Source organism: Actinoplanes aureus, from assembly GCF_015704865.1.
In the GTDB taxonomy this organism is placed as follows: domain Bacteria; phylum Actinomycetota; class Actinomycetes; order Mycobacteriales; family Micromonosporaceae; genus Actinoplanes; species Actinoplanes aureus.
Map to the genome: position 1 here is coordinate 528,378 of NZ_JADQTO010000002.1, position 23,267 is coordinate 551,644.

The following is a 23,267-nucleotide window of genomic DNA, read 5'->3' on the forward strand; positions in this document are numbered from 1 at the left end:
CCGGCCGCCCCAGCCGGACTCTGTGATCACATACATCATCAGGCGTCTCTTCGCGGCCGTCGTGCTGCTCTTCATCATCAGCGCCGCCACTTTCTCGATCTTCTACCTGGTTCCGCGCCTGGTCGGGTCCACCCCGGAGACGCTGGCCACCCGATACGTGGGCCGGGCCGCGACGCCCGAGACGGTCCACCTCATCGCGGAAAAGCTGGGCTTCTACGACCCGATCTGGTTGCAGTACGGCCGCTGGGTGAAGGGCATCTTCTTCGGCGCCGACTATGACCTCGGCGCGACCGTCGAGCACTGCCCGGCCCCCTGCTTCGGCTACTCCTTCATCACCAAGACGCCGGTCTGGCCGGACCTGGTCGACCGAATCCCGGTGACCCTGTCGCTGGCGATCGGTGCTGCGATCCTCTGGCTGATTTTCGGCCTCTCCATCGGTACGCTTTCCGCGCTGCGCCGGGGCTCGTTCCTGGATCGCGCCGCGATGACCTTCTCGCTGGCCGGCGTCTCGCTGCCGATCTTCTTCACCGGCATGATCGGCCTGCTCGTGTTCAGCTACAAGTTGGGCTGGACCGCACCAGGCGGTAGCTATACCGACTTCACCGAGAGTCCGAGCGCGTGGGCCTACGCCCTGTTGTTGCCCTGGATCGTGCTGGCACTCCAGTTCTCCGCCCAGTACGCGCGACTGACCCGCGCCGGCATGCTGGAGACGATGGGTGAGGACTACATTCGTACGGCGCGGGCCAAGGGCCTGCCCGAGCGCGACGTGACCGTCAAGCACGGTCTGCGGGCCGCGCTGACCCCGATCCTGACCATTTTCGGCCTGGACTTCGGCCTGCTGCTCGGCGGCGCTGTCCTCACCGAGCAGGTGTTCTCGCTGCCCGGTCTCGGCAAGTACGCGGTGGACGCGATCACCAACAACGACCTGCCGAAGGTGCTGGGTGTGACCATGATGGCGGCGTTCTTCGTGGTCATCGCCAACCTGATCGTGGACCTGCTCTATGCGGTCGTCGACCCGAGAGTGAGGCTGGGCTGATGCCGGACGGGCAGGCGTTCCTCGAGGTCAAGGACCTCAAGATTCATTTTCCCACCGACGACGGTCTGGTGCGCAGCGCCGACGGCCTGAGCTTCAAGCTGGAGCGGGGCCGCACGCTCGGCATCGTCGGCGAGTCCGGCTCCGGCAAGTCGGTCACCAGCCTCGGCATCATGGGCATCTACAACAAGCGGAACTCGCAGATCTCCGGCGAGATCTGGCTGGACGGTGACGAGATCGTCTCGGCCGGTCAGGAAACCGTGCGCAAGCTGCGCGGCAACAAGCTGGCGATGATCTTCCAGGACCCGCTGTCGGCGATGCACCCGTACTACACGGTCGGGCACCAGATCATCGAGGCGTACCAGGTACACCACAACGTCTCCAAGAAGGTGGCCCGCAAGCACGCGATCGACATGCTCGGCCGGGTCGGCATCCCGCAGCCGGATCGCCGGGTGGACGACTACCCGCACCAGTTCTCCGGGGGTATGCGGCAGCGCGCGATGATCGCGATGGCGCTGGTGAACGACCCGCAGCTGCTGATCGCGGACGAGCCCACCACGGCGCTGGACGTGACCGTGCAGGCCCAGATCATGGACCTGATGCACGACCTGCAGGCGGAGTTCAACTCGGCTCTGATCGTGATCACCCACGACCTGGGTGTGGTGGCCGAGCTCGCCGACGACGTGCTGGTCATGTACGGCGGCAAGTGCATCGAGTACGGGTCGGCCTCCACGATCTTCGAGCGCCCGGAACACCCGTACACCTGGGGTCTTCTCGGCTCCATGCCGCGCATGGACCGGCCCACGCAGGATCGGCTGGTGCCGATCCCCGGCTCGCCGCCCTCGCTGATCAACCTGCCGCAGGGTTGTGCCTTCAGCCCGCGCTGTGCCTACGAGCCGCAAACCGGTGGTCTGGGTACCACCGTGCCGCCCGAGCTGGTCCGCGCCGGCGGCAGCAACCACCTGGTCCGGTGCCACCTGCCCACCGAGGAGCGGCAGCGCATCTGGGCGGAAGAGGTCAAGCCTAAGTTGGAGGCCCAATGAGCCAGGAAGCCCTTCTCTCCGTCAAGGGACTGGAGAAGCACTTCCCGATCACCAAGGGTCTGCTGCGCCGTCAGGTCGGCGCCGTGCGAGCGGTCGACGGCGTGGACTTCGAGGTCTTCAAGGGCGAGACGCTCGGCCTGGTGGGCGAGTCCGGTTGTGGCAAGTCCACCACCGGCCGGCTGCTGACCCGGCTGCTCGAACCGACCGGTGGTTCGATCCAGTACGCCGGCCAGGACATCGCGCACCTCAGCCAGGGCAAGTTGCGCCCGCTGCGCCGCGACATGCAGATGATCTTCCAGGACCCGTTCTCGTCGCTGAACCCGCGGCACACGGTGGGTTCGATCGTCGGTGCGCCGTTCCGGATCCAGAAGGTCAAGACCGAGCACGGCGTGAAGCGGGCCGTTCAGGACCTGCTCAAGCTGGTGGGCCTGAACCCGGAGCACTACAACCGGTACCCGCACGAGTTCTCCGGTGGTCAGCGGCAGCGCATCGGCATCGCGCGTACGCTCGCCCTGCGCCCGAAGTTGATCGTGGCGGACGAGCCGGTCTCCGCGCTCGACGTGTCGATCCAGGCGCAGGTGGTGAACCTGCTCGAGGATCTGCAGAACGAGTTCGACCTGACCTATGTCTTCATCGCGCACGACCTGTCCGTGGTGAAGCACATCTCCGACCGGGTCGCGGTCATGTACCTCGGCAAGATCGTGGAGATCGCCGAGCGGGACGAGCTGTACAGCAACCCGCGTCACCCGTACACCGTCGCCCTGATGTCCGCGGTGCCGGTGCCTGACCCGAATCGCCGTGATCGCGCGCAGCGCGAGCGCGTGCTGCTCACCGGAGACGTGCCGAGCCCGATCAACCCGCCGTCGGGGTGCCGGTTCCGGACCCGTTGCTGGAAGGCGCAGGACATCTGCGCCACCGAGGAGCCGCCGCTGGTGCAGCGCCTCGGCGACCCGGGTTCGCACCTGACCGCCTGCCACTTCCCGGTGGCGAGCGACGAGGAGGTGGCCGGCCGCCGGCCGGCCGGCGTCAAGGCCTGAGAAAGCAGAACGGCCCCGCGGGTGAACTCGCGGGGCCGTTTCGCGTCAGGAGACCGTCTCGCAGTTGATCGCGCGGTCGTCGGCGGGAACGATCCGGCAGGTGTCAGCCTCGGTGCCGCCGTCCAGGCGATCCGGGTCGGTGTCCCAGAGCGTCCCGCCGACGGCGTCGATCGAACCGTCCAACTGGTCGTTGCCGGCGTCACCGTAGAGCTTGTCGACGCCGTAGCCACCGAAAATCCGGTCATTACCGGTATTTCCATAAACCAGATCGTTGTGCGCATCGCCCTGGATCAGGTCGTTGCCGCTGCCGCCATAAAGCTTGTCCTTGCCGGTCCGGCCGTTGATCGAGTCGTTGCCGGTGTTGCCGTAGACGACGTCGTCACCTCGGCCGCCGGAGAGCGAGTCGTTGCCCGGGCCGCCGCGAAGAACGTCCTCGCCGAAGCCGCCGACCAGCGAGTCGTTGCCCGGGCCGCCCCGGATGTAGTCGTTCTCGGTGGTCCCGTTCAGGTGGTCGTCGCCGGCGCCACCGTAGATCTTGTCGACGCCCGCGCCGCCGAGCAGAGCCTCGCCCGCCGGGCCGCCGTTCAGCGTGTCCCGGCCCTGTGCGCCGTTCGCAGTGATCCGCAGGTCGCTGCGGTTGGTCAGGTGATCGTTCCCGTCGGACAGGTTGATGATCACGCGGGCGGTGGCGAGATCCGCGACCGTGCAGCGGACCTTCGTGGTGTCGCCCTTGACCGCCTTGCAGCCCGCACCGGCGCGGATCCGGTAGCGGTCGTCGACCGTGACGGTCCGGCCCGACCTGGTGATGACGACCTTGTTGGCCTTGCCGGTGCCGGCCTGGAACTTGACCTGGCTGCCGCTGAATACCTTGATCGTGCCGGTGGTGGCCGCGGAGGCGGGCGTGGCCAGTGTGGCCACCGCGGTGGTCGCAGCGAGTAGGACGATGCCGAGCCGCACGAAACGGGACATCTCTTCAACCTTCCGGAACGTGGGAGTCGGCCAGATCGTAGACGGACGATGCAAGCAGGTCAGGACCAGCGGATCTGTGGCGAACTGTAGAATCGCACCCCCTGCCGGGTCCAGCGTGGACCGTAGGCGCCGAGCCGCATCCGGAACGAATCCCAGTCGTGGGTCGCCCGCGGCGACCACGCCAGCTCGGCGAGCGCCACCAGGCGCGGAAACGCCAGGAACTCGAGGTCGGCGAGATCGCGCAAGGTCTCCGACCACAACGGCGCCTCAACCCCCAAGATCGATTCTTCCGGTACGCCGGAAAGCAGCGTTCCGGGATCCCAGTCGTAGGCGGTCCGTACCTCGATCGTCCCGGCCCAGTGCAGCCCGCCCGGAGTGAGCAGGTCGTACTGCATGTCAAGGTAGGCCTTGTTCGCCGGGGAGAGCAGCACTTTCGCGCCGGAACCGGCGGCCGCGACGACCGGGGCGGTCGCGCCCTCGTGGTTCCAGTACTGCACCACCGCGTCGTCGCGGGCGGCCGGTGCCTGAGCGATCTCCTGCCAGCCGGCCGGGATCTTGCCGTGCTTGCGGACCAGCGGCAGGACCCGCTCCTGGAAGGCGAGGTAGTCGGCGTGCGGCGTGGAGTGCGCCTCGTCGCCGCCGATGTGCAGGTACGGCCCGGGCGTCATCTCCGCGAGTTCGCGGATCACGTCCTCGGCGAACCGGTAGGTGATCTCCTTGCCGGCGCAGAGCGAGCTGTACCCGACCCGGATGTCGATCCGGGGCCGGGGCGCCACCCCGTCGCAGGTGAGTTCCGGGTACGCGACCTGGGCCGCGTTGACGTGCCCCGGCATGTCGATCTCCGGGACGATCGTGACGAACCGCTCGGCGGCGTACCGGACCAGATCGCGGTAGTCGGCCTTGGTGAGGTAGCCGCCGCCGATGCCGCGCACACCGGTGCCCTCGGCCCCGCCCACCGTGGCGAGCCGGGGCCAGCTGTCGATCTGGATCCGCCAGCCCTGGTCGTCGGCGAGGTGCAGGTGCAGATGGTTGATCTTGAAGCGGCTGATCTGGTCGATGTACCGCTTGACCTCGGCCGGCGTGTGGAAGTGCCGGGCCAGGTCGAGCATCGCGCCCCGGTACGCGTACCGAGGCCGGTCGACGATCCGTCCTCCCGGCAGCACCCAGTCCCGCTGCTGCACCGAGTCCGCCTCGATCTCCGGCGGCAGTAGCTGGCGCAGCGTCTGCACCCCGGCGAAGAGCCCGGCGGGCCGGTTGGCGCGCAACTCGACCCCACCGGGCCGGACCGTCAGCGCGTAGCCCTCGTCACCGAGGCGCTGATCGGCACCCTTGTTGAGCAGCAGATCGATCCCGGCCGCCCCGGAGCGTACCGGCAGCTCGTAGCCGGTGGCCGGGCGCAGGGCGGCGGCGAGCTGCTCGGCGATCGGCCGGGCCGCGCCGGCGGCACCGATCACCGTTTCCGGTCCGAGCCGGAAGCCCTCGGTCTCCGTCTCGGCCTCGGCCGGCGCCGGGATGACGGTGGCCAGCGAGATCGGGAGAGGGATCGGCTTGGGCCCGCCCGAAGCGGTCGTCACGGTGAGCGGCAGGCTCAGGACGATCACGGCCAGGACGGGCACCAGGCGGATACGCATCTCTCAGACCGTATCCATGAAGATCAAACGGGTGGGTCAGCCCTCGCAGCCGGTGGCGACGTCTGCCGGAAAGACCCGGCACACGTCGGTGCCGATACTTCCGTCCAGCACGTCGGGAACGTCACCGGTCGGGTCCTCGCCGCTGAGGTAGTCGTTGCCGGAGTCGCCGAGGAGCTGGTCGCGACCGTCGCCGCCGAAGATCCGGTCGTTGCCGAGAACTCCGTCGAGCCGGTTGGCGGATCCGTTGCCCACCAGGATGTCGTCACCGGAGCCGCCGCGGATGTCCTCGATGTCGGCGCCGACGGTGTCGTGTTCGCCCGCGGCTCCGTCATCGCCCTTGGCGCCGTCCAGGTCGACCCGGATGGGCTGGGTCCGTGCGATGTACTGGATCTTGTCCCGGCCAGAGCCACCGAGGTAGAGGTCGGCGCCGTCGGTGCCGGAACCCCAGGTCCAGAAGTCGTCGTCGCCCGCGCCGCCGTACTGATTGTCGTCGCCGGGCCCGCCGTTCAGCAGGTCGGGACCGTTGTTGCCGGTCATGACGTCGTTGCCGTTGCCGCCGTGGACGCTGTCCCGCTCGTCGCCGCCGGAGAGCCGGTCGTCGCCGCCGTTGCCGTAGAGAAGGTCGCGGCCGCCCGCGCCAACGAGCTTGTCCTTGCCGGACTCGCCGCGGAAGTGGTCGGCGCCGCGGCCACCGGTGAGCGAGTCGCTGCCGCTGCCGCCGTACCCGATCGAGCTGAAGGGGGTCCGGTTGATGAACGAGTCGTTCTTGTTGCCGAGCTGGACAACGACGGTCTTGCCCGAGACGGACTTGTTCCGCACGGTGCACCGGACCTTGGTCCGGTCGCCTTTGACCGCTTTGCAGCCGGCCCCGGCGCGGATCGGAACCCGGTCGTCGATCGTCACCACCCGGCCGGAACGGGTCACCACCACCTTGTTGGTGAGATTGCTTCCCGCGATGTAGTGGACCTCGTCACCGCCCTTGACGCGTGCGATGCCGGTGCTCGCCGCCTGCGCGGGAACGGCGACCGCGCCGATCCCGGCAGCGGTGAGCAGCGCGACGCCGACCTGAGCAAGCCGAACGAATCCGGGCATGCGAATCCCTCCCCCGTGTGCGCGTCGTGTGCGGGGAGTCTAAAGGTGACGGTCAACCCTCGGGGCGGTTCAGCAACGCGACGGCGATCGTGTGCACCGCTTCCAGCCCGGACGGGTCCTTCAGCAGCGCGCGGCCGCCGGTCACCGCGTACCACTCCTCGGCGTCCTTGTACTGGACGCTCAGGACGACCTTGCCGCCGGAGAGCGCGCTGCGCAGCGTCAGCTCACCGGTCACCACACCCACCTCATCGGTCATCACCCCACCCGGTCCCGCCGTGATGTCGGTGGTTCTGCTCTTCTTCGCCTCGGCCATCAGCAGGTCTCCAGCATGTCGGTGAGCGCGTCCTTCTCCGCACTGGTGATGGTCAGCTTCCAGTAGCTCTTGACCTCGATCCAGTCCGCGGCGTACGAGCACCAGCTCGCCCGGGCGCTCGGTTTCCAGGTGGACGGGTCCTGGTCGCCCTTTGCCCGGTTGGAGGTCTGCGAAACGGCGATCAGCTGCGGCCGGTCCAGGTCGTTGGCGAAATCCTCTCGCTTCGCGGTGTTCCACGAGGAGGCGCCGGAGCGCCAGGCGTTCGCGAGCGGGATCATGTGGTCGATGTCGACCTTGGTCGGCGAGTTGAGCACCTTGCCGTCGTAGAGGCTGTCCCAGGTGCCGGCGACCACGTTGCAACCGGAGAACTTGACCTTGTCGCCGTCGCGTTTGAGGACGGTGTCCCGTACGTCGCAGTTCTCGCCGGTGTCCCGCCAGTGCGGGAACTTCTCGCGGGTGTAGCCCCGCATAGAGCCGGCCTTGGCCACGGTCAACGTGTCCAGTGTGGCGACGGCGTCCGCGGAATCGGTGGACTCCGGAGCCGGGCCGGCGTCGGCCACTTCACAGCCGGCGAGCAGTGCGGCGGCGAGAAGAAGGGGAAGGGGAAGATATCGAGGGGGCACGTTTCCCAGCGTAGGCATGCTCAGCTCGTACCCAAGATCACGGCCGCGTGACCGCCCGGGGTGACGGGCGGCACGCGGCCGGGTGAAATCTCAGCGCGCGCGGTTGACCGCGCTTGTCACTGCCTTGATCGACGCGCTCACGATGTTGGCGTCGATGCCGACGCCCCAGACCGTCCGGTCGCCGACCTCGACCTCGACGTACGCCGCGGCCTGTGCGTCGCCGCCGGAGGTCAGCGCGTGCTCGAAGTAGTCCAGCACCCGGGCGTTGATCCCCAGCGGCTCGATGGCCTGCAGGAACGCGGCGATCGGGCCGTTACCGACGCCGACCAGCGGCCGCCGCACGCCGCGGTGGAACACCTCGACGTCGATCTCGACCTTCCCGTCGACCGTGGCCGTGCTGTAGTTCTCCACCTTGAAGGCGGTGGAGCCCTGGTGCTCGACCAGGTACTCGGCCGCGAAGTACTCCCACATCTGCTGCGGGTTGACCTCGCCGCCCTCCTCGTCGGTGTGGTGCTGCACCACGCCGGAGAACTCGATCTGCAGCCGCCGCGGCAGGTCGAGCTTGTGCTCCTCCTTCATGATGTACGCCACGCCGCCCTTGCCGGACTGCGAGTTGACCCGGATGACCGCCTCGTAGGTGCGGCCCAGGTCCTTCGGGTCGATCGGCAGGTAGGGCACGCCCCAGGTGAAGGAGTCGATATCCGTCCCGGCGGCGTCCGCGTCGGCCTGCAGCGCGGCGAAGCCCTTCTTGATGGCGTCCTGGTGCGAGCCGGAGAACGCGGTGTAGACCAGGTCGCCCGCGTACGGGTGCCGCTCGTGCACCGGCAGCTGGTTGCAGTACTCCACGGTGCGCTTGATCTCGTCGATGTTCGAGAAGTCCACCTGCGGGTCGATGCCCTGGGAGAACAGGTTCAGCCCCAGGGTGACCAGGTCGACGTTGCCGGTCCGCTCGCCGTTGCCGAACAGGCAGCCCTCGATCCGGTCGGCGCCGGCCAGCACGCCCAGCTCGGCGGCGGCCACCCCGGTGCCCCGGTCGTTGTGCGGGTGCAGGCTCAGCACGATGCTGTCCCGGCGGGGCAGGTTGCGGTGCATCCACTCGATGGAGTCGGCGTAGACGTTCGGCGTGGCCATCTCGACGGTGGCCGGCAGGTTGATGATCAGCGGACGGTCCGGGGTCGGGTCGATCACGTCGATGACCGCGGAGCAGATCTCCAGCGCGTACTCCAGCTCGGTGCCGGTATACGACTCCGGCGAGTACTCGTAGAAGATCTCGGTGTCCGGGGTGTGGATCTCGGCGTACTTCTGGCAGAGCCGGGCGCCGGTGGTGGCGATGTCGGTGATGCCGTCCTTGTCCAGGCCGAACACCACACGCCGCTGCAGCGTCGAGGTCGAGTTGTAGAAGTGCACGATGGCCCGCTTGGCGCCGCGGATCGACTCGAAAGTCCGGTCGATCAGGTGCTCGCGGCACTGCACCAGCACCTGGATCGTGACGTCGTCCGGGATCAGGTCCTGCTCGATCAGCTGGCGTACGAAATCGAAGTCGGTCTGGCTCGCGGCCGGGAAGCCGACCTCGATCTCCTTGTAGCCCATCTTCACCAGCAGCATGAACATGCGCTTCTTGCGTTCCGGGGACATCGGGTCGATCAGGGCCTGATTGCCGTCGCGCAGGTCGACCGCGCACCAGCGGGGAGCTTTCTCGACCACGCGGGTGGGCCACTGCCGGTCGGGCAGCGAGATGTTGAACTGCTTCTGGTACGGCTCGTAGCGCTGAAAGGGCATCGAGCTGGGCCGCTGAGTCTCAATCGGGTTGGTGGACATGTGACTGCTCCTGTCGAAACGAAGACGAGCAGGCGGCGTGCATCAACTCCGCGACGAGGTGCCGGCCTGGAATGGGGCCTCGTCGCGGCAGCGAAGAAGAAGAAACGCGTGCCACATGTCGCCAAACACGTTACGTGATCGACTTCTGGGTGGCGAACCAATCGCCCGGATCGTGGGACTCAGGCGGGCGGGGCGAGGCTGGGCGGCACCACCGGCGGCGGGCTGTTCATTCCCATCGGCTGGCCGGCCACCTCCGGCCCGGGCAGCGGCACGGTGTCCGGACCGTCGACCTGATTGACCAGCTTGAGCACGCCGAACTCGACCCGGGCCGCGGTCAGCAGACCCTCCGGGGAGTAGCAGTAGATGCCGACGTCGACCGGCGCGTCCAGCGAGGCGGAGACCGAGTCGACCGCGTAGCAACTGCCCTGCGCGCCGGGCAGCGGCTGCACCGCGGAGACCGCCAGGGCGGCCTGCCGGTCGGTGAAGACCGAGAGCCACTGCCGGAAGAGGCGTTGCACCTTGGGGTCGTACTTGCGGGGCACCCGCTCGCCCTTGTCGGCGACCCGTACGCAGACCGACGCGACGGGGTTGGTCGGCGTGGAGAGGGTGCACTGGTACACGCCGTTGGCATTGCGTACCACCGAGACCCCGGTCGTGCCGCCGAGCGCGCCGTTCGGGATGTCGACCCGCCAGCTGCCGTCCTTGGCCACCGTCGCGATGACGTTGCGGGGTGCGCCGTCGCCGACGTCCAGCGTGTAGAGAGCGGCGTACTTGAGGTCCTGCCCGAGCGCGGCCAGGCCGGCCAGCGCGTCGCGGGCGTCGGCAGCCGGCTCCGCTTGCGGGGACGCCGACGGGGGTGCCGCCTCCGGGGTGTCGGCGCTGCATCCGCCCAGGCCCATGATCAAGAGGGCGGCGGTCAACGCGAAAAGGCGCACCGCGACATTCTTCACCCATCGGCGCGACGCGGCGCTCTGGTGACTCCGGCGTGTCGCGCCCGCCGCGGCCGGATTCTGGGATCGCCTGTCGAGCAGCAGCGGAGGCGCCGCTAGGGTGGTTGCGACTGTCTAGCCTCAAGGATTGGTTCACCGTGGCTCTTGTGGTGCAGAAGTACGGTGGTTCATCGGTCGGGACCGCCGAGCGCATCAAGCGCGTGGCGGAGCGCATCGTGGCCGCCCGCAAGGCCGGCGACGACGTCGTGGTCGTCGTCTCCGCGATGGGTGACACCACCGATGAGCTGCTCGACCTGGCCAATCAGGTGAGCCCGCTGCCGCCCGGCCGCGAGCTGGACATGCTGCTCACCGCCGGCGAGCGGATCTCGATGGCGCTGCTCGCCATGGCGATCCACAACCTGGGATACGAGGCCCGGTCCTACACCGGCTCGCAGGCCGGCGTGATCACCACCTCGGCGCACGGCAAGGCCCGGATCATCGACGTCACTCCCGGCCGCCTGCGGACCGCGCTGGACGAGGGCGCGATCGCCATCGTCGCCGGCTTCCAGGGCGTGTCACAGGACACCAAGGACATCACCACCCTCGGTCGCGGCGGTTCGGACACCACCGCGGTCGCGCTCGCCGCGGCGTTGCACGCCGACGTCTGCGAGATCTACACCGACGTGGACGGCGTCTTCACCGCCGACCCCCGGATCGTCCCGAACGCCAAGCACATCAAGAAGATCACCTACGAAGAGATGCTGGAGCTGGCGGCCGGCGGGGCGAAGGTGCTGATGTTGCGATGCGTGGAGTACGCGCGCCGTTTCCGGGTGCCGATCCACGTACGCTCTTCGTACTCGAACAAAGAAGGCACGCTCGTCACCGGATCGATGGAGGACCTCGACGTGGAGCAGGCACTGATCACCGGGGTCGCGCACGACCGCAGCGAAGCCAAGATCACGATCGTGGGTGTGCCGGACGAGCCCGGTGCCGCCGGTCGGATCTTCGAGACCGTCGCCCAGGCCAACATCGACATCGACATGATCGTGCAGAACGTCTCCACCGAGGGCACCGGGCGCACCGACATCTCGTTCACGCTGCCCAAGGCCGACGGGCCGGACGCGATGGGCGCGCTCGACAAGATCAAGGACCAGATCAAGTTCAAGAGCCTGCTCTTCGACGACCACGTCGGCAAGGTTTCGCTGATCGGCGCGGGCATGCGCTCGCACCCGGGTGTCGCCGCGGCCTTCTTCGCCTGCATCGGCGCGGCCGGCGTCAACATCGAGATGATCTCCACCTCCGAGATCCGGGTCTCCGTCGTCTGCCGGGACACCGACCTGGACACGGCGGTGCGCGCCGTCCACGATCAGTTCGAGCTCGGCGGTAACGAGGAGGCGGTCGTCTACGCGGGCACCGGCCGGTAATCCGGCCGATGCCGTCGCCCACGCTCGCCGTCGTCGGAGCCACCGGCTCCGTCGGGACGGTCATGCTCGAGCTGCTCTCCTCCCGGCGCAACGTCTGGGGCGAGATCCGGCTGATCGCCACGGCGCGGTCGGCCGGCAAGATGCTGACCTGCCGCGGCGAGCAGCTGGTGGTGCGTGAGCTGACGGCCGAGGCGTTCGACGGCGTCGACGTGGCCATGTTCGACGTGCCCGACGACGTGTCCGCCCAGTGGGCGCCGGTCGCCGTCGCCCGCGGCGCGATCGTGGTGGACAACTCGTCCGCGTTCCGGATGGACCCCGAGGTCCCGCTGGTGGTGCCCGAGGTCAACCGCGAGGTGGCCGGGTATCGTCCGCGCGGCATCGTCTCCAGCGCCAACTGCACCACCGCCGCGATGATCATGGCGGTCGCGCCCCTGCACTACGAGTACGGGCTGCGCGAACTGGTGCTGGCCTCGTACCAGTCGGCGTCCGGCGCCGGGCAGTACGGCATCGACACCCTGCACGACCAGCTCACCAAGGTCGCCGGTGACCGGCTGCTCGGCTCCCGGCCGGGCAACGTACGCCAGGCGGTCGGCGACGACCTCGGCCCGTTCCCGGCTCCGCTCGCGCTCAACGTGGTGCCCTGGTCCGGCCAGCTCGCCGACCTCGGCTGGTCCTCCGAGGAGCTGAAACTCCGCAACGAGTCCCGCAAGATCCTCGGCATTCCGGCGCTCAAGGTGGCCGCCACCTGCGTGCGGGTTCCGGTGGTCACCGGCCACTCGGTCGCCGTGCACGCCGTCTTCGCCTCCGAGGTCACCGCCGACGGCGCACGCCAGGTGCTGCGCAACGCCCCCGGCGTCATCCTGGTCGACGACCCGGAGGCCGGCGAGTTCCCGATGCCGATCGACGCGGTCGGCACCGACCCGTCCTGGGTGGGCCGCATCCGCCGGGCCATGGACGATCCGCGCGCGCTCTCCCTCTTCGTGACCGGCGACAACATGCGCAAGGGCGCGGCGTTGAACACGGTGCAGATCGCCGAGCTGATCGCCGCCGAGATCAGCAAGCGCGGCGAGAGCTAGGCGCGATTTCATCGGTACGGGTCAGCGCCGTCCCGATCAATCCGGACCGTCCCCGCTCTCCCGCGCCGGCTGGCAGCCCGCTCCGGGCCCCACCGCGACCGCCGGGCCCATGCACGTGGCCGGGCCCAACCCACCACCGCAGGCGGTTAGGGTGTCGCCATGAGCGGGACCGACATCTGCGAGGTCGTGATCACGGCCGCCGATCCGGAGTGGCTGGCCGAGTTCACCCGCCGCCTGGTCACCGACCGGCTGGCCGCGTGCGGACAGCAGGTGGCGGCGATCCGTTCCATCTATCGCTGGGACGGCGCGATCCAGGACGACCCGGAGGCGCGGGTTGCCCTGCACACCCGGGTCGCGCTTGTCGATCGGATCGTCGAGCGGGCGAATGCCGAGCACCCGTACGACGTACCGTGCGTGCTCGCCCTCCCCGTGCTGGCCGCGAACCCGGCGTATGTTGCCTGGGTGCTGGAGGAGACCGCCGCGGCCTGAAGGCCGGCGTGCGGAGTCCGAACCCGAACTCCGCACGCGGCCAGACTGCGCGGTCGCTCAGGCGACGGCGTCGAGGTCGGCGCGGGTCAGCAGCGCCCGCAGGGTGATGCCCTCGGCCGCCAGGGCCTGCGCGCCGCCCTCCTGCCGGTCGATCACGCAGACCGCGTGGTCCACGTGCGCGCCCAGCTTGCGCAGATCCTTCGTGGAGAGGACGACCTGGCCACCGGAGGTGACGACGTCCTCGACGATCAGGACGCGGCGGCCGGCCACCTCGGCGCCCTCGGCCAGCCGGGCGGTGCCGTACTGCTTGGCCTGCTTGCGGACGAAGGCGGTGGGCAGGCCGGCGTGCCGGGCGAGGGCGGTGACCACGGCGATGCCGCCCATCTCGAGTCCGGCGAGGACCTCGGTGCCTTCCGGGATCAGGACGGCGAGCTGCTCGGCCAGCTTGTCGAGGAGAACCGGGTCGGCCTCGAACTGGTACTTGTCGAAGTATTCGGTCGCGGTACGGCCGGAGCGCAGGGTGAATTCGCCGGTCAGCCGGCTCACACTGCGAACCTGGCGGGCGAGGTCGGAGTCAGTCACAAGGTCCCAGCTTGTCAGGCCGCCGACCGAGCCGGCACGGCGCCCCGGGCGGTCACCCGTTGGCGTACTTGATCTGCTCAATACCGCACAGTATGTCTGTTTGGGGTAGGTTTCGCGTAATTAGCGGCTTGCGCCCGGAAGGAAAGTTCTGTGACACCCTTCGCGATGCTCTTCCTACTCGCCCTTGCCGGCTCCTCCTGCTTCGCCCTCGGCCGCGCCCTCGGCCGGGGCGAACGCTACGAGCGCGGCTACCGGGAGGGCTTCCGCGACGGCGAGACCGGTTCCCTCGCCCGCGCCACCCGGCTCATGCAGCTCGGCGATCGCCCCTCCATCGCCCCGGTCGTGGAGACGATGCTCGGCCCGTACGCCGTACCCCAGCAGATGGCCCCCCGCACGGTGGGCCCGCAGCTCGCTCTCTGAAGGCCGCGCCGTGACCAATGCGGCGAAAGGCCCGGCTCGATGAGCCGGGCCTTTCTGCAACATCGTGGTCGGGGTGGCGGGATTTGAACCCACGGCCTCTTCGTCCCGAACGAGGCTCGGCTCTTTGGTCGACGTGGTCGATCGTCTATATGCGCTGCTAGCGGTCTTGGTCACCGTTGGTCTGCGTTGGTGGTTCCGGGGGATGGGCGCAAGATCTTCTCCCATGACCTCCGTGACAGATTGGTCTCAGGACATGGGTGGCACATGCCGCTAGACGGCTCAGCTGTCGGTAGCGCATCGATTGACCACCGTGCAAGGTGAAGGGCATGACTAGCGTTGAAACCCGTCCTGTCCGGGTGGCCCTGGTCGGGTCTGGGCGGATGGGCTCGTTCCACGGCGAGACGGTCGGTCGTCGCCTGCCCGGAGCGCAGTTGGTGGCCGTCGCGGACCCGGCGCCGGGCGCCGCCGAGCGGCTGGGCGCGGCGCTGGGCGTGCCACGCGCGTACACCGATGCGGGCGAGGTGTTCGCCGATGCTGAGGTGGACGCGGTGGTGATCGCGGCGCCAGCCCGGTTCCACGCCGAGTTGGTCGTCGCGGCGGCGGGCGCGGGCAAGGCAGTGTTCTGCGAGAAGCCGATGGCGCTGACCCTGGCCGACGCCGACCGGGCCATCGACGCGGCCCGCGCGAGCGGTGTGGTGTTGCAGGTCGGGTTCAACCGGAGGTTCGCTCCGGATTGGGCCGCTGCCCGCGCGTTGCTTGACGACGGCCGGCTGGGCACGCCGAGGTTGCTGCGGTCGGTGACCCGCGACCCGGGCGGGTTCGACCCGTCTCGGGTGCCCCTGGACACGATCTTCAACGAGACGCTGATCCATGATTTTGACGCGCTCCGGTTTCTCAATCCGGGTGCCGAGGCGGTAGAGGTGTACGCGACTGCGGACGCGCTGGTCGAGCCGGAGTGGCGTGACCGGGGTCTCCTGGACACCGCGGTGGTGGTGGTCCGCTTCGACAACCGGGCGACCGGAGTCGCCGAGGCCTGCTTCGAGGCGGCATATGGCTACGACGTGCGCGGCGAGGTGTTCGGCTCGGGTGGGATGGCCACGATGGGCGGTGCCGGCCGGACCGGGATGGTCTTCTCCGGCGCATCCGGCCGGCTGGCCGAGACGGTCCGCGGCGACCAGGAGTTGCTGGCCGACGCCTATGTGGCGGAGCTGGCGGCGTTCGTCGACGCCTTCCGAGCCCAGGCCCCGGCCCCGGTGGGCGGTGAGGACGCCCGCGCTGCGCTCGCGATCGCGTTGGCTGCCGCCGAGTCGGTGCGCTCCGGTGGTCCGGTTCGGATCGAGAAGGTGGGGAAGTGAGCATGTTCCGGCTGGCGGTGTGCGCCGAGATGGTGTTCCTGGACCTGCCGTTCGACGAGCGGGTGCGGCGCATCGCCGACCTCGGGTTCGAGGTTGAGATCTGGGACTGGACGACGAAGGACATCGACGCCCTGGCCAAGACTGGAGCCCGATTTTCCTCGATGACCGGCTACATTCGCGGCACGCTGGCCGACCCTGCCGGCGCCGACGAGTTGTTGCGCACCGCCGAGCAGTCCCTGCGCGTGGCCGAGCAGCTGGACTCTCCGCGTCTGAACGTGCACGGCACCGGGCTGGATAACAGGGGCTTGCCGGTGGTGGCCTCGCAGGTGGTCACGCCGGCGATGTGGTTACAGGCCGCCCGGACCCTGACCCGGCTCGCCGAGCTGGGTGAACGGGCGGGGCGGGTGTTCACCCTGGAGAATCTCAACACCGCAGTCGATCATCCCGGCACCCCGTTTGCCCGCGCAGCGGACACCGTTGCCCTTGTGGAGGCCATCGGCAGCCCGCACCTACGGCTGAATCTGGACCTCTACCACGCACAGGTCGGCGAGGGAAACCTGATCGAGCTCGTGGAGCGCGCCCTGCCGCTGATCGGCGAGATTCAGGTCGCCGACGTTCCGGGTCGCTGCGAGCCGGGCACCGGCGAGATCAACTATCCGGCGGTCGCGGCCGCCCTCAACCGGCTCGACTACACCGGCGTCGTTGGCCTCGAGGCCTGGGCCTCCGGCGACTCAGAAGAAGCGCTCGAACGGTTCCGCGCCGCATTCACCCTCGCCTAGTCGAGGTCACCGCCCGTCTGGATCGGCTGGCTCGTAAGTGCGGGCCCTGATCTCAGCCTCGGAGGCGACTCGCCCGGGCTAGCCTCTACATCACCTGACGACGTCTAGCCGGAGCTGTCACTGATCATCGTCCGATAACGCCAGACTGCATCTGATCCTCGGCGACGCGGTCGATCGCGGTGAACGCGGCGGCTCGGCGGCGTGGCTGCTGTCCGGCCGTGACGACGAGTTCGGGACTCGGGCGTGTTCGAGCGCTGCCCGCCCAAGGACGGCTCCCGGCGCACGGTGGACACACCCGGGTTCCTGTCGGCGCTGTTGGCCGAGCACATCACGCGGACCCGGCCGACGCCGTGCGCCTGCCACGGGCGGACCTACACGTTCCGGGGTCACGGCCTGGCCAACGGCGCGGCCCGGACACCACGCCGTCGAAGCTGATGGACAGTCAGATGGGGCATGACGACGGATCGGTGCAGGCGCGCTGCTCGCACATCACAGCGGGCATGCGGCACACGCTGATGGAGGGCCTGACCGAGATGTGGGAGACCGCCCTGGAGGCCCGGCGGCAGCTCGCCGACGGCTCGCCGGTGGCGGTCCCTGACGAGCTACTGCGGAAGGGTGAGGAGAAGTGATCGCGCAAGATCTTCTCCCAGTTTCTCCCGAACTGGCCGGGGAGAAGCGGCAGGCCCGGATCACCTGAACGGCGAACCGGGCCTGACCTGCAACCACGTGGTCGGGGTGGCGGGATTTGAACCCACGGCCTCTTCGTCCCGAACGAAGCGCGCTACCAAGCTGCGCCACACCCCGAGCTGCGAGAGAAATACTAGCTGACGCCTTAGTAGCCTCGCCAACCGGTATCCCTGAACCATGAAACCGCAGGTCAGCGCGGGATCAGTGTAAGCAGGCTGGCCTCCGGGCGGCAGGCGAACCTGATCGGCGCGGTCGGGTGGGTGCCGAGTCCGGCGGAGACGTGCAGCCAGGCGTCGGAGCCGGGCCAGCGGTGCAGGCCCTTTGCCATGGCGTGCGGCAGGTCGCAGTTGGTGGTCAGCGCGCCGTAGCCGGGGACGCAGACCTGACCGCCGTGGGTGTGGCCGGCTAGCAGCAGGGCGAAGCCGTCCGCGGCCATCGGCTCCAGGACCCGGGAGGCCGGCGTGTGGGTGACGCCGAGGTGCAGGTCGGCGCCGGCGCTGATCGGGCCCTGGACGGAGGGGTAGTCGTCCCGGTCGACGTGCGGGTCGTCGACGCCGACCAGTTCGATGGAGCGGCCGCCGGCCTTCACCACGCAGCGGGCGTTGTTCAGGTCGGCCCAGCCGGCGTCGACGAAGGCGGCACGCAGGTCGTCCGCGGGCAGCTCGACGCCCTGCACGTACTCCCGCTCGGGCAACACGTACTGCAGCGGGTTCTTCCACACCGGACCGCGGTAGTCGTTGGAGCCGAAGACGAACGCGCCGGGCCGGTCCAGCAGGCGCGCCAGGGCGCGCAGGACGCCGGGCACCGCGTGCGGCGAGGCCATGTTGTCGCCGGTGACCACGACCAGGTCGGGGTCGGTGCCGTCGAGCGAGGCCACCCAGTCCTGCTTGCGCCGCTGGTCAGGCATCATGTGCAGGTCTGACAGGTGCAGGATGCGCAGCGGTTCCGCGTCCGGTTCCAGCACCGGGACGTCGAAGCGCCGGAGCGTGAACATGTTGCGCTCGATCAGCGAGGCATAGGCGAACGTGGCGCCGCCCAGCGCGGTCAGAGCGGCGGTGGCCGAGATAAGGGAGCGCTTACGCATGATGGCAAGGGTAGTTTCTCCATCCATGGGAACGCTGAAAGACCGCCTTAACGATGACCTGCACGCCGCGATGAAGTCCCGGGACGAGCTGATCACGTCGACGCTACGGATGGCCCTGGCCGCCGTGCGGACCGCCGAGGTCGCCGGCAAAGAGGCCCGTGAGCTCTCCGACGACGAGGTGCTGGCGGTGCTGACCAAGGAGGCGAAGAAGCGCCGGGAGGCGGCCACCGCCTTCGCCGACGCGGGCCGCACCGATCAGGCGGCCAAGGAGACGGCCGAGGGCGACGTCCTCGACCGCTACCTGCCGAAGCAGCTCAGCGACGCGGAGATCAGCGAGGTGGTGGCGCAGGCGCTGGCCGCGGGCGGCTTCAGCGGCAAGGCCCAGATGGGTCCGGCGATGAAGGCGGCCCAGGCCGCCGTGGCGGGGCGCGCGGAGGGCGGCCGGGTGGCCGCCGAGGTGCGGCGCCAGCTGGGCTGAGGACCACAACCCCTTGGGGGTACGCGAAAACGGGCGGGAGATCAGCTCTCCCGCCCGTTTCCGGTGTCCCTGGGGTCAGTTGCCGGGACCCCCGCCGCCCGGTCCGCCCGGTGGTGTGCCACCCGGCGTCTCAGGTTTGTTGTTCTTGCCGTTGCTGACCTCGATGATCACGGCGCCGTTCTTGATGGTCCGGCCGGACGGGTTGGTGCCGGCCGCGGTGCCCTTGGGGCACTTCGAGTCCACCTCGCTGCCGATCGACACCTCGAAGCCGGCGCTTTCCAGCTTGCCCCGGGCCGAGCCGATCGGGTCACACTCGACGTTCGGGATGGACCGCTGATCGCCGTACGCGATCTTGGTGCTGCCCGGCTTCTTGAACTGCTCCTTCGTCTTGCCCTTCATGTACGCCTTGAGCGTGTGCTGCACCGCCGGGTTGACGATGTCGTGGTCCATCCGGTCCCGGTGCTCCGGGTAGTCCGGGTTGACCATGTAACCCGCGACGACCAGCTTCGTGGTGCCGACGATCAGCGAGGCGGTCTTGTCGTTGTCGGTGGTGCCGGACTTGCCGAAGACCGGGTGACCGACGATGCCCTTCGTGTCGCCGGCGGTGGAACCGCCGCACGCGCCCATCTGGGCCGAGTCGCCGACCGGGCAGCGGGCCGCGTCCAGGGCCGCCCGGGCGACGTCCTTGGGGGTGGCCCGGATGCAGCGCGGCTTGCCGACGTCGAGTTTCTCGCCGTCCTTGGTGGTGATGCTCTCGATCGGGGTCGGCTTGCAGTTCATGCCGTCACCGGCGAGCGTCGCGTACGCGTTCGCCATGTCCAGCGGGGTCGACGAGGTGACGCCGAGCGTGAACGCACCCCAGCCCCGGGCCTCGTCCGGGTCGTCGGCCTTCTGCCGGTCCGAGCCGGCCCGGAACTCGACGCCGAAGCGCTTGGCCACCGCGACCACCTTGTCGGCGCCGGCTCGTTCCTCCAGCGGTACGAAGTACGTGTTGATCGACTTCGCGAAGGCGCTCCACATGGTGAAGACGCCCACGCCCTTGCCCGAGTTCTTCGGGCACCACTGGTCGCTGCCCGGACATGCCGAGGAGCTGCCGTACCCGGCCTTGTACTTGGATTTGTACTGCGCGTCGGTCTTGATGGTGTACCCGAGCGGATAGCCCGCTTCCAGGGCCGCCACGATGGTGAACATCTTGAACACCGAGCCGGCCTGGTAGCCGTTGATGTCGCCACCACCGCTGAGCAGCGGGTTCGTGGTGTTCGGGTGGGTGCCCCGGATGCCCTTGGCCTTCTTCTTCGGGTCCGAGGAGAGCTTGTTCTCCGGGTTGTCGGAGTCGTCGAGCTTGTACTTGCGGTTCGCCGCGAGCAGCCGCACCTTGCCGGTGCCGGGCTCGATGCCGGCCAGCAGCACCGCGTTCTGGCTGTCGTCCTTCTGCCGCTTGGCGACCTCGGTACGGGCGGCCTTCTGGCCCTCCAGGTCGATCGTGGTGATCACCCGGTAGCCACCGCTCTTCAGCCGGCGCTCACGGTCGTACTCGGTCGCGCCGAACGCGTCCTGCTCCATCCACCAGCGGTAGAAGTAGTCGCAGAAGAAGCCCCAGTAGTTCTTCGACACCCAGGCGCAGCCGTTGCCGATCTGCTTGATCTTGGTGGGGACCTTGACCTTCTTGGCCTCGTCGGCCTGTGCCTGCGTGACCGCGCCCATCGCGACCATGCCGGGGATGATGTAGTTGTCGCGGCGGGCGGTGATCTGCTCGTGTCCCGACGGCTTGGTCGGGTTGAAGCTGCTCGGCGCCTTGACCATGCCGGCCAGCATGGCGGCCTCGGCGACGGTCAGGTCCTTCGGCTTCTTGTTGAAGTAGACCTGGCTGGCCGCGAAGATCCCGTACGCCCCGCCGCCGAAGGGCGCGGTGTTCAGGTAGCGCTCCAGGATCTGGTCCTTGGTGAGCTGCTTCTCGACCTGGAGCGCGTACTTCATTTCGGTGATCTTGCGCTTCGCGCTGTCCTCGGTCGCGTCGACGACCTCCTGCGGGTTGGTGGCCGAGTAGGCCAGCGACATCCGCACGTACTGCATGGTGAGCGTCGAGGCGCCCTGCTGGGTGCCGCCCTGGCTGTTGCCCACGAACGCGCGGGCGACGCCCTTGAGGTCGACGCCGTTGTGCTCGTAGAACTTGCGGTCCTCGGCGGCCAGGATCGCGGCCTGCATGTTCTTGGAGATGTCCTTCAGCGGCACGTCGCTGCGGAACTCGTCGTAGAACTGCGAGAGCTGGGTCCGCCCGTCGGACGCGTAGATCCGGCTGATCTGCGGGGAGCTGAAGTCCTTGAGCTCACTGGGCAGGTTCGCGAACGTCTGACCACCGGCCTTGGCGGCGAGTCCGGTCATCGCCGCGGCCGGGAACGCGGCGGCAGCCACGACCACGCCGGCCAGCAGGCCGCATATCAAAAGCGAGGTGGCGTTCGTGAAGATGTTGTGATCGCGTCTGCGAAGCCAGGAGGTCACCCGAGCAGGGTACGCGAACAACGCACGCGACTGCCCGCCGAGAAGGTCCACCTCGCCCGATAAGAGTGTGACGTGTCACCCGGCTCGGCGGAGTGTCTTCCCGCTTCTGCTCCGAAGATACCCCCGTTCCGCCACATCTCCCTGGCCGCTATGCCCGGAACTACCGGGCTATACGTATTTGAGGGACAACGTTGCGTAATCGCCCAACTACAGAGCATGATGGTCCCGCGAGACATCGCACGGCGTCTGCGCGGCAAAGGGGTCTGTACCCCAGGGGGACATTTGGGGCCGCGTCGACGCAGGGGGTGAAAAGCAAGGGGGGACGTTAACCGTGGGGATGATCAGCGACTGGCCCAGCATGGCGGCATGTCAGAGTGGCGACCCTGACGCGCTGTTCGTGCAGGGCGCCGAGCAGAACGTGGCTAAAAGGATCTGCCGCAGCTGCCCGGTCCGCTACGAATGCCTCGCCGACGCCCTGGACAACCGTATCGAGTTCGGCGTCTGGGGAGGCATGACGGAACGGGAACGGCGGGCACTACTGCGCCGTCACCCGCATGTGGCGAGCTGGCGGAAGATGTTCGAGGCCGCACTGCGGGAGAAGGGCGCCGACAAGGTGCTCGTCTCCACCCGCTGATCAGGCGAGCAAGCACTGAACCTTTCCAACGTGCCGGGGCGGCAGCCCGGATGCTGCCGGCCCGAGCAGGTTGGAAAGGCTCACCACGCGCTGATCACGCGAGCAATGCTCCGATCGTCCGCAGCCCGTCGACGTCGTGTACGTCGGCGGGTTGCGCGGCGACGGCAGTCGTGGGAACCGCGGGGAAGGCGTCGGTGAACGTCGCGGCGACGCGTACCTCTCGGTCGGTCTGCCGCAGCAGGGCCGCGTGAATGCGCAGCACGTCCGCGGCTGAACGCAGGTCGGCGTCGGTGTCCAGCTGATCGGCCGCGGCTTCGCTCTGGTCGGCCGTCAGGCCGGCCGGCTCGGTCTGGTGCATCCGGTTGAGCACCAGGCCGCTCAGCGGCATCCGCTCGGCCACCAGCCGCTCCGCGAAGTACGCCGCCTCCCGGACGGCGTCCCGCTCCGGCGCGGCGACCAGCAGGAACGCCGTCTGCGGGTCCTGCAGGATCCGGTACGTCTGGTCGGCGCGCTGGCGGAAGCCGCCGAACATCGAGTCCAGCGCGGCGACGAAGCCGGACAGATCGGTGAGCAGCTGCGCGCCCAGAATCTTCTGCACCGCCCGGGAGAAGAGCCCGAACGAGGCGGTGACCAGGCTGAACATGCTCCGGCCGCCGGTCCGGGCGGGGGCCAGCAGCAGGCGCAGCATCCGCCCGTCGAGGAACCGGGAGAGCCGGGCCGGCGCGTCCAGGAAGTCCAGCGCGGAACGCGACGGCGGCGTGTCCACCACGATCAGGTCCCACTCGTCGCCGGCCCGCAGCTGACCCAGCTTCTCCATCGCCATGTACTCCTGCGTGCCGGCGAAGGTCGAGCTCATGGCCTGGTAGAACGGGTTGGCGAAGATCTCCGCCGCGCGTTTCGGTGTGGTGTGCTGCTCGACCACCTCGTCGAAGGTGCGCTTCATGTCGAGCATCATGGCGTGCAGCTCGCCGCCGCTGGCCGCGGCTTCGATGCCCTTGACCTGCCGGGGCGTGTTGTCCAGTTCGTTGAGGCCCATGGACTGCGCCAGGCGCCGGGCCGGGTCGATGGTGAGCACGACCGTCCGGCGGCCGTGCACCTCGGCCGCGCGCAGGCCGAGGGCGGCGGCGGTCGTGGTCTTGCCGACCCCGCCCGAGCCGCAGCACACCACGATGCGGATGGCCGGGTCGGCGAGGAGCGCGTCGACGTCGAGGCGCTGTGCGGTCAATTCAGCCACTACTCCAGAGTAAGACGTCTTGATCTGACGTTCCCCGT

24 protein-coding genes and 1 tRNA gene are annotated in these 23,267 nt (G+C 68.8%); 13 read left to right on the forward strand and 12 right to left on the reverse strand.

All coding sequences use genetic code 11. From position 1 onward, the window contains the following. Positions 1-22 precede the first annotated feature (22 nt). From I4J89_RS05460 to I4J89_RS05470, 3 genes are read left to right on the forward strand one after another with little or no spacing between them, the layout of a single operon-like run. Complete coding sequence (locus tag I4J89_RS05460) at positions 23-1,036, forward strand: ABC transporter permease (RefSeq protein WP_196412686.1); 1,014 nt, start codon at positions 23-25, stop codon at positions 1,034-1,036. Beyond that, entirely contained in the window at positions 1,036-2,076 is a 1,041-nt protein-coding gene (locus I4J89_RS05465) for an ABC transporter ATP-binding protein (RefSeq protein WP_196412687.1), read from the forward strand. The genes I4J89_RS05460 and I4J89_RS05465 overlap by 1 nt, the downstream gene beginning before the upstream one ends. After that, entirely contained in the window at positions 2,073-3,113 is a 1,041-nt protein-coding gene (locus I4J89_RS05470; protein WP_196412688.1) for an ABC transporter ATP-binding protein, read from the forward strand. Before I4J89_RS05465 ends, I4J89_RS05470 begins: the two co-directional genes overlap by 4 nt. 45 nt (positions 3,114-3,158) lie before the next feature. On the opposite strand, the gene I4J89_RS05475 is transcribed toward I4J89_RS05470, so the two are convergent. The 7 genes from I4J89_RS05475 to I4J89_RS05505 all read right to left on the reverse strand — a co-directional run bounded on the left by I4J89_RS05475 (position 3,159) and on the right by I4J89_RS05505 (position 10,494). Next, on the reverse strand, positions 3,159-4,082 hold the full coding sequence (locus I4J89_RS05475) for a calcium-binding protein (protein WP_196412689.1): 924 nt from the start codon (positions 4,080-4,082) through the stop codon (positions 3,159-3,161). A gap of 59 nt (positions 4,083-4,141) precedes the next feature. Continuing rightward, complete coding sequence (locus tag I4J89_RS05480) at positions 4,142-5,713, reverse strand: beta-N-acetylhexosaminidase (protein ID WP_196412690.1); 1,572 nt, start codon at positions 5,711-5,713, stop codon at positions 4,142-4,144. A gap of 36 nt (positions 5,714-5,749) precedes the next feature. Then, on the reverse strand, positions 5,750-6,805 hold the full coding sequence (locus I4J89_RS05485; RefSeq protein WP_196412691.1) for a calcium-binding protein: 1,056 nt from the start codon (positions 6,803-6,805) through the stop codon (positions 5,750-5,752). 52 nt (positions 6,806-6,857) lie between these two features. Next, the gene (locus tag I4J89_RS05490; protein WP_230858448.1) at positions 6,858-7,223 is read right to left on the reverse strand and encodes a hypothetical protein; all 366 of its coding nucleotides are present in this window, start codon (positions 7,221-7,223) and stop codon (positions 6,858-6,860) included. Then, positions 7,118-7,759 (reverse strand): HNH endonuclease family protein, encoded by a 642-nt coding sequence (locus I4J89_RS05495; RefSeq protein WP_196412693.1) that lies wholly within the window; start codon positions 7,757-7,759, stop codon positions 7,118-7,120. The genes I4J89_RS05490 and I4J89_RS05495 overlap by 106 nt, the downstream gene beginning before the upstream one ends. A 72-nt stretch (positions 7,760-7,831) precedes the next feature. Beyond that, complete coding sequence (gene leuA / locus I4J89_RS05500; protein WP_196412694.1) at positions 7,832-9,559, reverse strand: 2-isopropylmalate synthase; 1,728 nt, start codon at positions 9,557-9,559, stop codon at positions 7,832-7,834. Between the two features lie 179 nt (positions 9,560-9,738). Beyond that, positions 9,739-10,494: a hypothetical protein gene (locus tag I4J89_RS05505; protein WP_309238198.1), complete on the reverse strand. Its 756-nt coding sequence runs from the start codon at positions 10,492-10,494 to the stop codon at positions 9,739-9,741. 152 nt (positions 10,495-10,646) lie between these two features. Here I4J89_RS05505 and I4J89_RS05510 point away from each other — a divergent pair, with 152 nt between their 5' ends. The 3 genes from I4J89_RS05510 to cutA all read left to right on the forward strand — a co-directional run bounded on the left by I4J89_RS05510 (position 10,647) and on the right by cutA (position 13,477). Beyond that, positions 10,647-11,912, forward strand: coding sequence for an aspartate kinase (locus I4J89_RS05510; RefSeq protein ID WP_196412695.1), 1,266 nt, complete (start codon positions 10,647-10,649; stop codon positions 11,910-11,912). Between the two features lie 8 nt (positions 11,913-11,920). Further along, on the forward strand, positions 11,921-12,988 hold the full coding sequence (locus I4J89_RS05515) for an aspartate-semialdehyde dehydrogenase (protein WP_196412696.1): 1,068 nt from the start codon (positions 11,921-11,923) through the stop codon (positions 12,986-12,988). A gap of 159 nt (positions 12,989-13,147) precedes the next feature. After that, positions 13,148-13,477 carry a divalent-cation tolerance protein CutA gene (cutA, locus tag I4J89_RS05520; protein WP_196412697.1) on the forward strand — a complete coding sequence of 110 codons (330 nt, stop codon included), beginning with the start codon at positions 13,148-13,150 and terminating at the stop codon, positions 13,475-13,477. Positions 13,478-13,534: 57 nt separating this feature from the next. Here the strand turns inward: cutA and pyrE are convergent, their stop codons facing one another. Then, positions 13,535-14,059, reverse strand: coding sequence for an orotate phosphoribosyltransferase (gene pyrE, locus I4J89_RS05525; protein WP_196412698.1), 525 nt, complete (start codon positions 14,057-14,059; stop codon positions 13,535-13,537). Positions 14,060-14,209: 150 nt separating this feature from the next. Between pyrE and I4J89_RS05530 the strand changes: the two genes are divergently transcribed. From I4J89_RS05530 to I4J89_RS05550, 5 genes are all read left to right on the forward strand, one after another. Next, complete coding sequence (locus I4J89_RS05530) at positions 14,210-14,479, forward strand: hypothetical protein (RefSeq protein ID WP_196412699.1); 270 nt, start codon at positions 14,210-14,212, stop codon at positions 14,477-14,479. 326 nt (positions 14,480-14,805) lie between these two features. Beyond that, positions 14,806-15,834 carry a Gfo/Idh/MocA family oxidoreductase gene (locus I4J89_RS05535; protein WP_196412700.1) on the forward strand — a complete coding sequence of 343 codons (1,029 nt, stop codon included), beginning with the start codon at positions 14,806-14,808 and terminating at the stop codon, positions 15,832-15,834. A gap of 2 nt (positions 15,835-15,836) precedes the next feature. Next, positions 15,837-16,613, forward strand: coding sequence for a TIM barrel protein (locus I4J89_RS05540; protein ID WP_230858453.1), 777 nt, complete (start codon positions 15,837-15,839; stop codon positions 16,611-16,613). Between the two features lie 243 nt (positions 16,614-16,856). Next, a complete protein-coding gene (locus tag I4J89_RS05545) occupies positions 16,857-17,048 on the forward strand; it encodes a hypothetical protein (RefSeq protein WP_196412702.1) in 192 nt (63 codons plus the stop codon). A gap of 11 nt (positions 17,049-17,059) precedes the next feature. Next, a complete protein-coding gene (locus tag I4J89_RS05550; RefSeq protein ID WP_196412703.1) occupies positions 17,060-17,242 on the forward strand; it encodes a hypothetical protein in 183 nt (60 codons plus the stop codon). Positions 17,243-17,340: 98 nt separating this feature from the next. On the opposite strand, the gene I4J89_RS05555 is transcribed toward I4J89_RS05550, so the two are convergent. Both I4J89_RS05555 and I4J89_RS05560 read right to left on the reverse strand, forming a co-directional pair. Continuing rightward, positions 17,341-17,417: transfer RNA gene (locus I4J89_RS05555), tRNA-Pro, on the reverse strand. A gap of 73 nt (positions 17,418-17,490) precedes the next feature. Then, the gene (locus I4J89_RS05560) at positions 17,491-18,384 is read right to left on the reverse strand and encodes a metallophosphoesterase (RefSeq protein ID WP_196412704.1); all 894 of its coding nucleotides are present in this window, start codon (positions 18,382-18,384) and stop codon (positions 17,491-17,493) included. Between the two features lie 25 nt (positions 18,385-18,409). Here I4J89_RS05560 and I4J89_RS05565 point away from each other — a divergent pair, with 25 nt between their 5' ends. After that, positions 18,410-18,862 (forward strand): GatB/YqeY domain-containing protein, encoded by a 453-nt coding sequence (locus I4J89_RS05565; RefSeq protein ID WP_196412705.1) that lies wholly within the window; start codon positions 18,410-18,412, stop codon positions 18,860-18,862. Positions 18,863-18,937: 75 nt separating this feature from the next. Here the strand turns inward: I4J89_RS05565 and I4J89_RS05570 are convergent, their stop codons facing one another. After that, positions 18,938-21,361 carry a transglycosylase domain-containing protein gene (locus I4J89_RS05570; protein ID WP_196412706.1) on the reverse strand — a complete coding sequence of 808 codons (2,424 nt, stop codon included), beginning with the start codon at positions 21,359-21,361 and terminating at the stop codon, positions 18,938-18,940. Between the two features lie 331 nt (positions 21,362-21,692). Between I4J89_RS05570 and I4J89_RS05575 the strand changes: the two genes are divergently transcribed. Beyond that, positions 21,693-21,995 (forward strand): WhiB family transcriptional regulator, encoded by a 303-nt coding sequence (locus tag I4J89_RS05575; RefSeq protein WP_041832981.1) that lies wholly within the window; start codon positions 21,693-21,695, stop codon positions 21,993-21,995. A gap of 94 nt (positions 21,996-22,089) precedes the next feature. Here the strand turns inward: I4J89_RS05575 and bagB are convergent, their stop codons facing one another. Continuing rightward, positions 22,090-23,220 (reverse strand): ArsA family ATPase, encoded by a 1,131-nt coding sequence (gene bagB / locus I4J89_RS05580; RefSeq protein ID WP_196412808.1) that lies wholly within the window; start codon positions 23,218-23,220, stop codon positions 22,090-22,092. Positions 23,221-23,267 lie beyond the last annotated feature (47 nt).

Excerpts from the sequence above, each read along its gene's own strand:
- I4J89_RS05465 (WP_196412687.1), top strand. The coding sequence starts at position 1,036 with ATGCCGGACGGGCAGGCGTTCCTCGAGGTCAAGGACCTCAAGATTCAT.
- I4J89_RS05470 (WP_196412688.1), top strand. The coding sequence starts at position 2,073 with ATGAGCCAGGAAGCCCTTCTCTCCGTCAAGGGACTGGAGAAGCACTTC.
- I4J89_RS05475 (WP_196412689.1), bottom strand. The coding sequence starts at position 4,082 with ATGTCCCGTTTCGTGCGGCTCGGCATCGTCCTACTCGCTGCGACCACC.
- I4J89_RS05480 (WP_196412690.1), bottom strand. The coding sequence starts at position 5,713 with ATGCGTATCCGCCTGGTGCCCGTCCTGGCCGTGATCGTCCTGAGCCTG.
- I4J89_RS05485 (WP_196412691.1), bottom strand. The coding sequence starts at position 6,805 with ATGCCCGGATTCGTTCGGCTTGCTCAGGTCGGCGTCGCGCTGCTCACC.
- I4J89_RS05495 (WP_196412693.1), bottom strand. The coding sequence starts at position 7,759 with ATGCCTACGCTGGGAAACGTGCCCCCTCGATATCTTCCCCTTCCCCTT.
- leuA (WP_196412694.1), bottom strand. The coding sequence starts at position 9,559 with ATGTCCACCAACCCGATTGAGACTCAGCGGCCCAGCTCGATGCCCTTT.
- I4J89_RS05515 (WP_196412696.1), top strand. The coding sequence starts at position 11,921 with ATGCCGTCGCCCACGCTCGCCGTCGTCGGAGCCACCGGCTCCGTCGGG.
- cutA (WP_196412697.1), top strand. The coding sequence starts at position 13,148 with ATGAGCGGGACCGACATCTGCGAGGTCGTGATCACGGCCGCCGATCCG.
- I4J89_RS05535 (WP_196412700.1), top strand. The coding sequence starts at position 14,806 with ATGACTAGCGTTGAAACCCGTCCTGTCCGGGTGGCCCTGGTCGGGTCT.
- I4J89_RS05540 (WP_230858453.1), top strand. The coding sequence starts at position 15,837 with ATGTTCCGGCTGGCGGTGTGCGCCGAGATGGTGTTCCTGGACCTGCCG.
- I4J89_RS05550 (WP_196412703.1), top strand. The coding sequence starts at position 17,060 with ATGGGGCATGACGACGGATCGGTGCAGGCGCGCTGCTCGCACATCACA.
- I4J89_RS05560 (WP_196412704.1), bottom strand. The coding sequence starts at position 18,384 with ATGCGTAAGCGCTCCCTTATCTCGGCCACCGCCGCTCTGACCGCGCTG.
- I4J89_RS05565 (WP_196412705.1), top strand. The coding sequence starts at position 18,410 with ATGGGAACGCTGAAAGACCGCCTTAACGATGACCTGCACGCCGCGATG.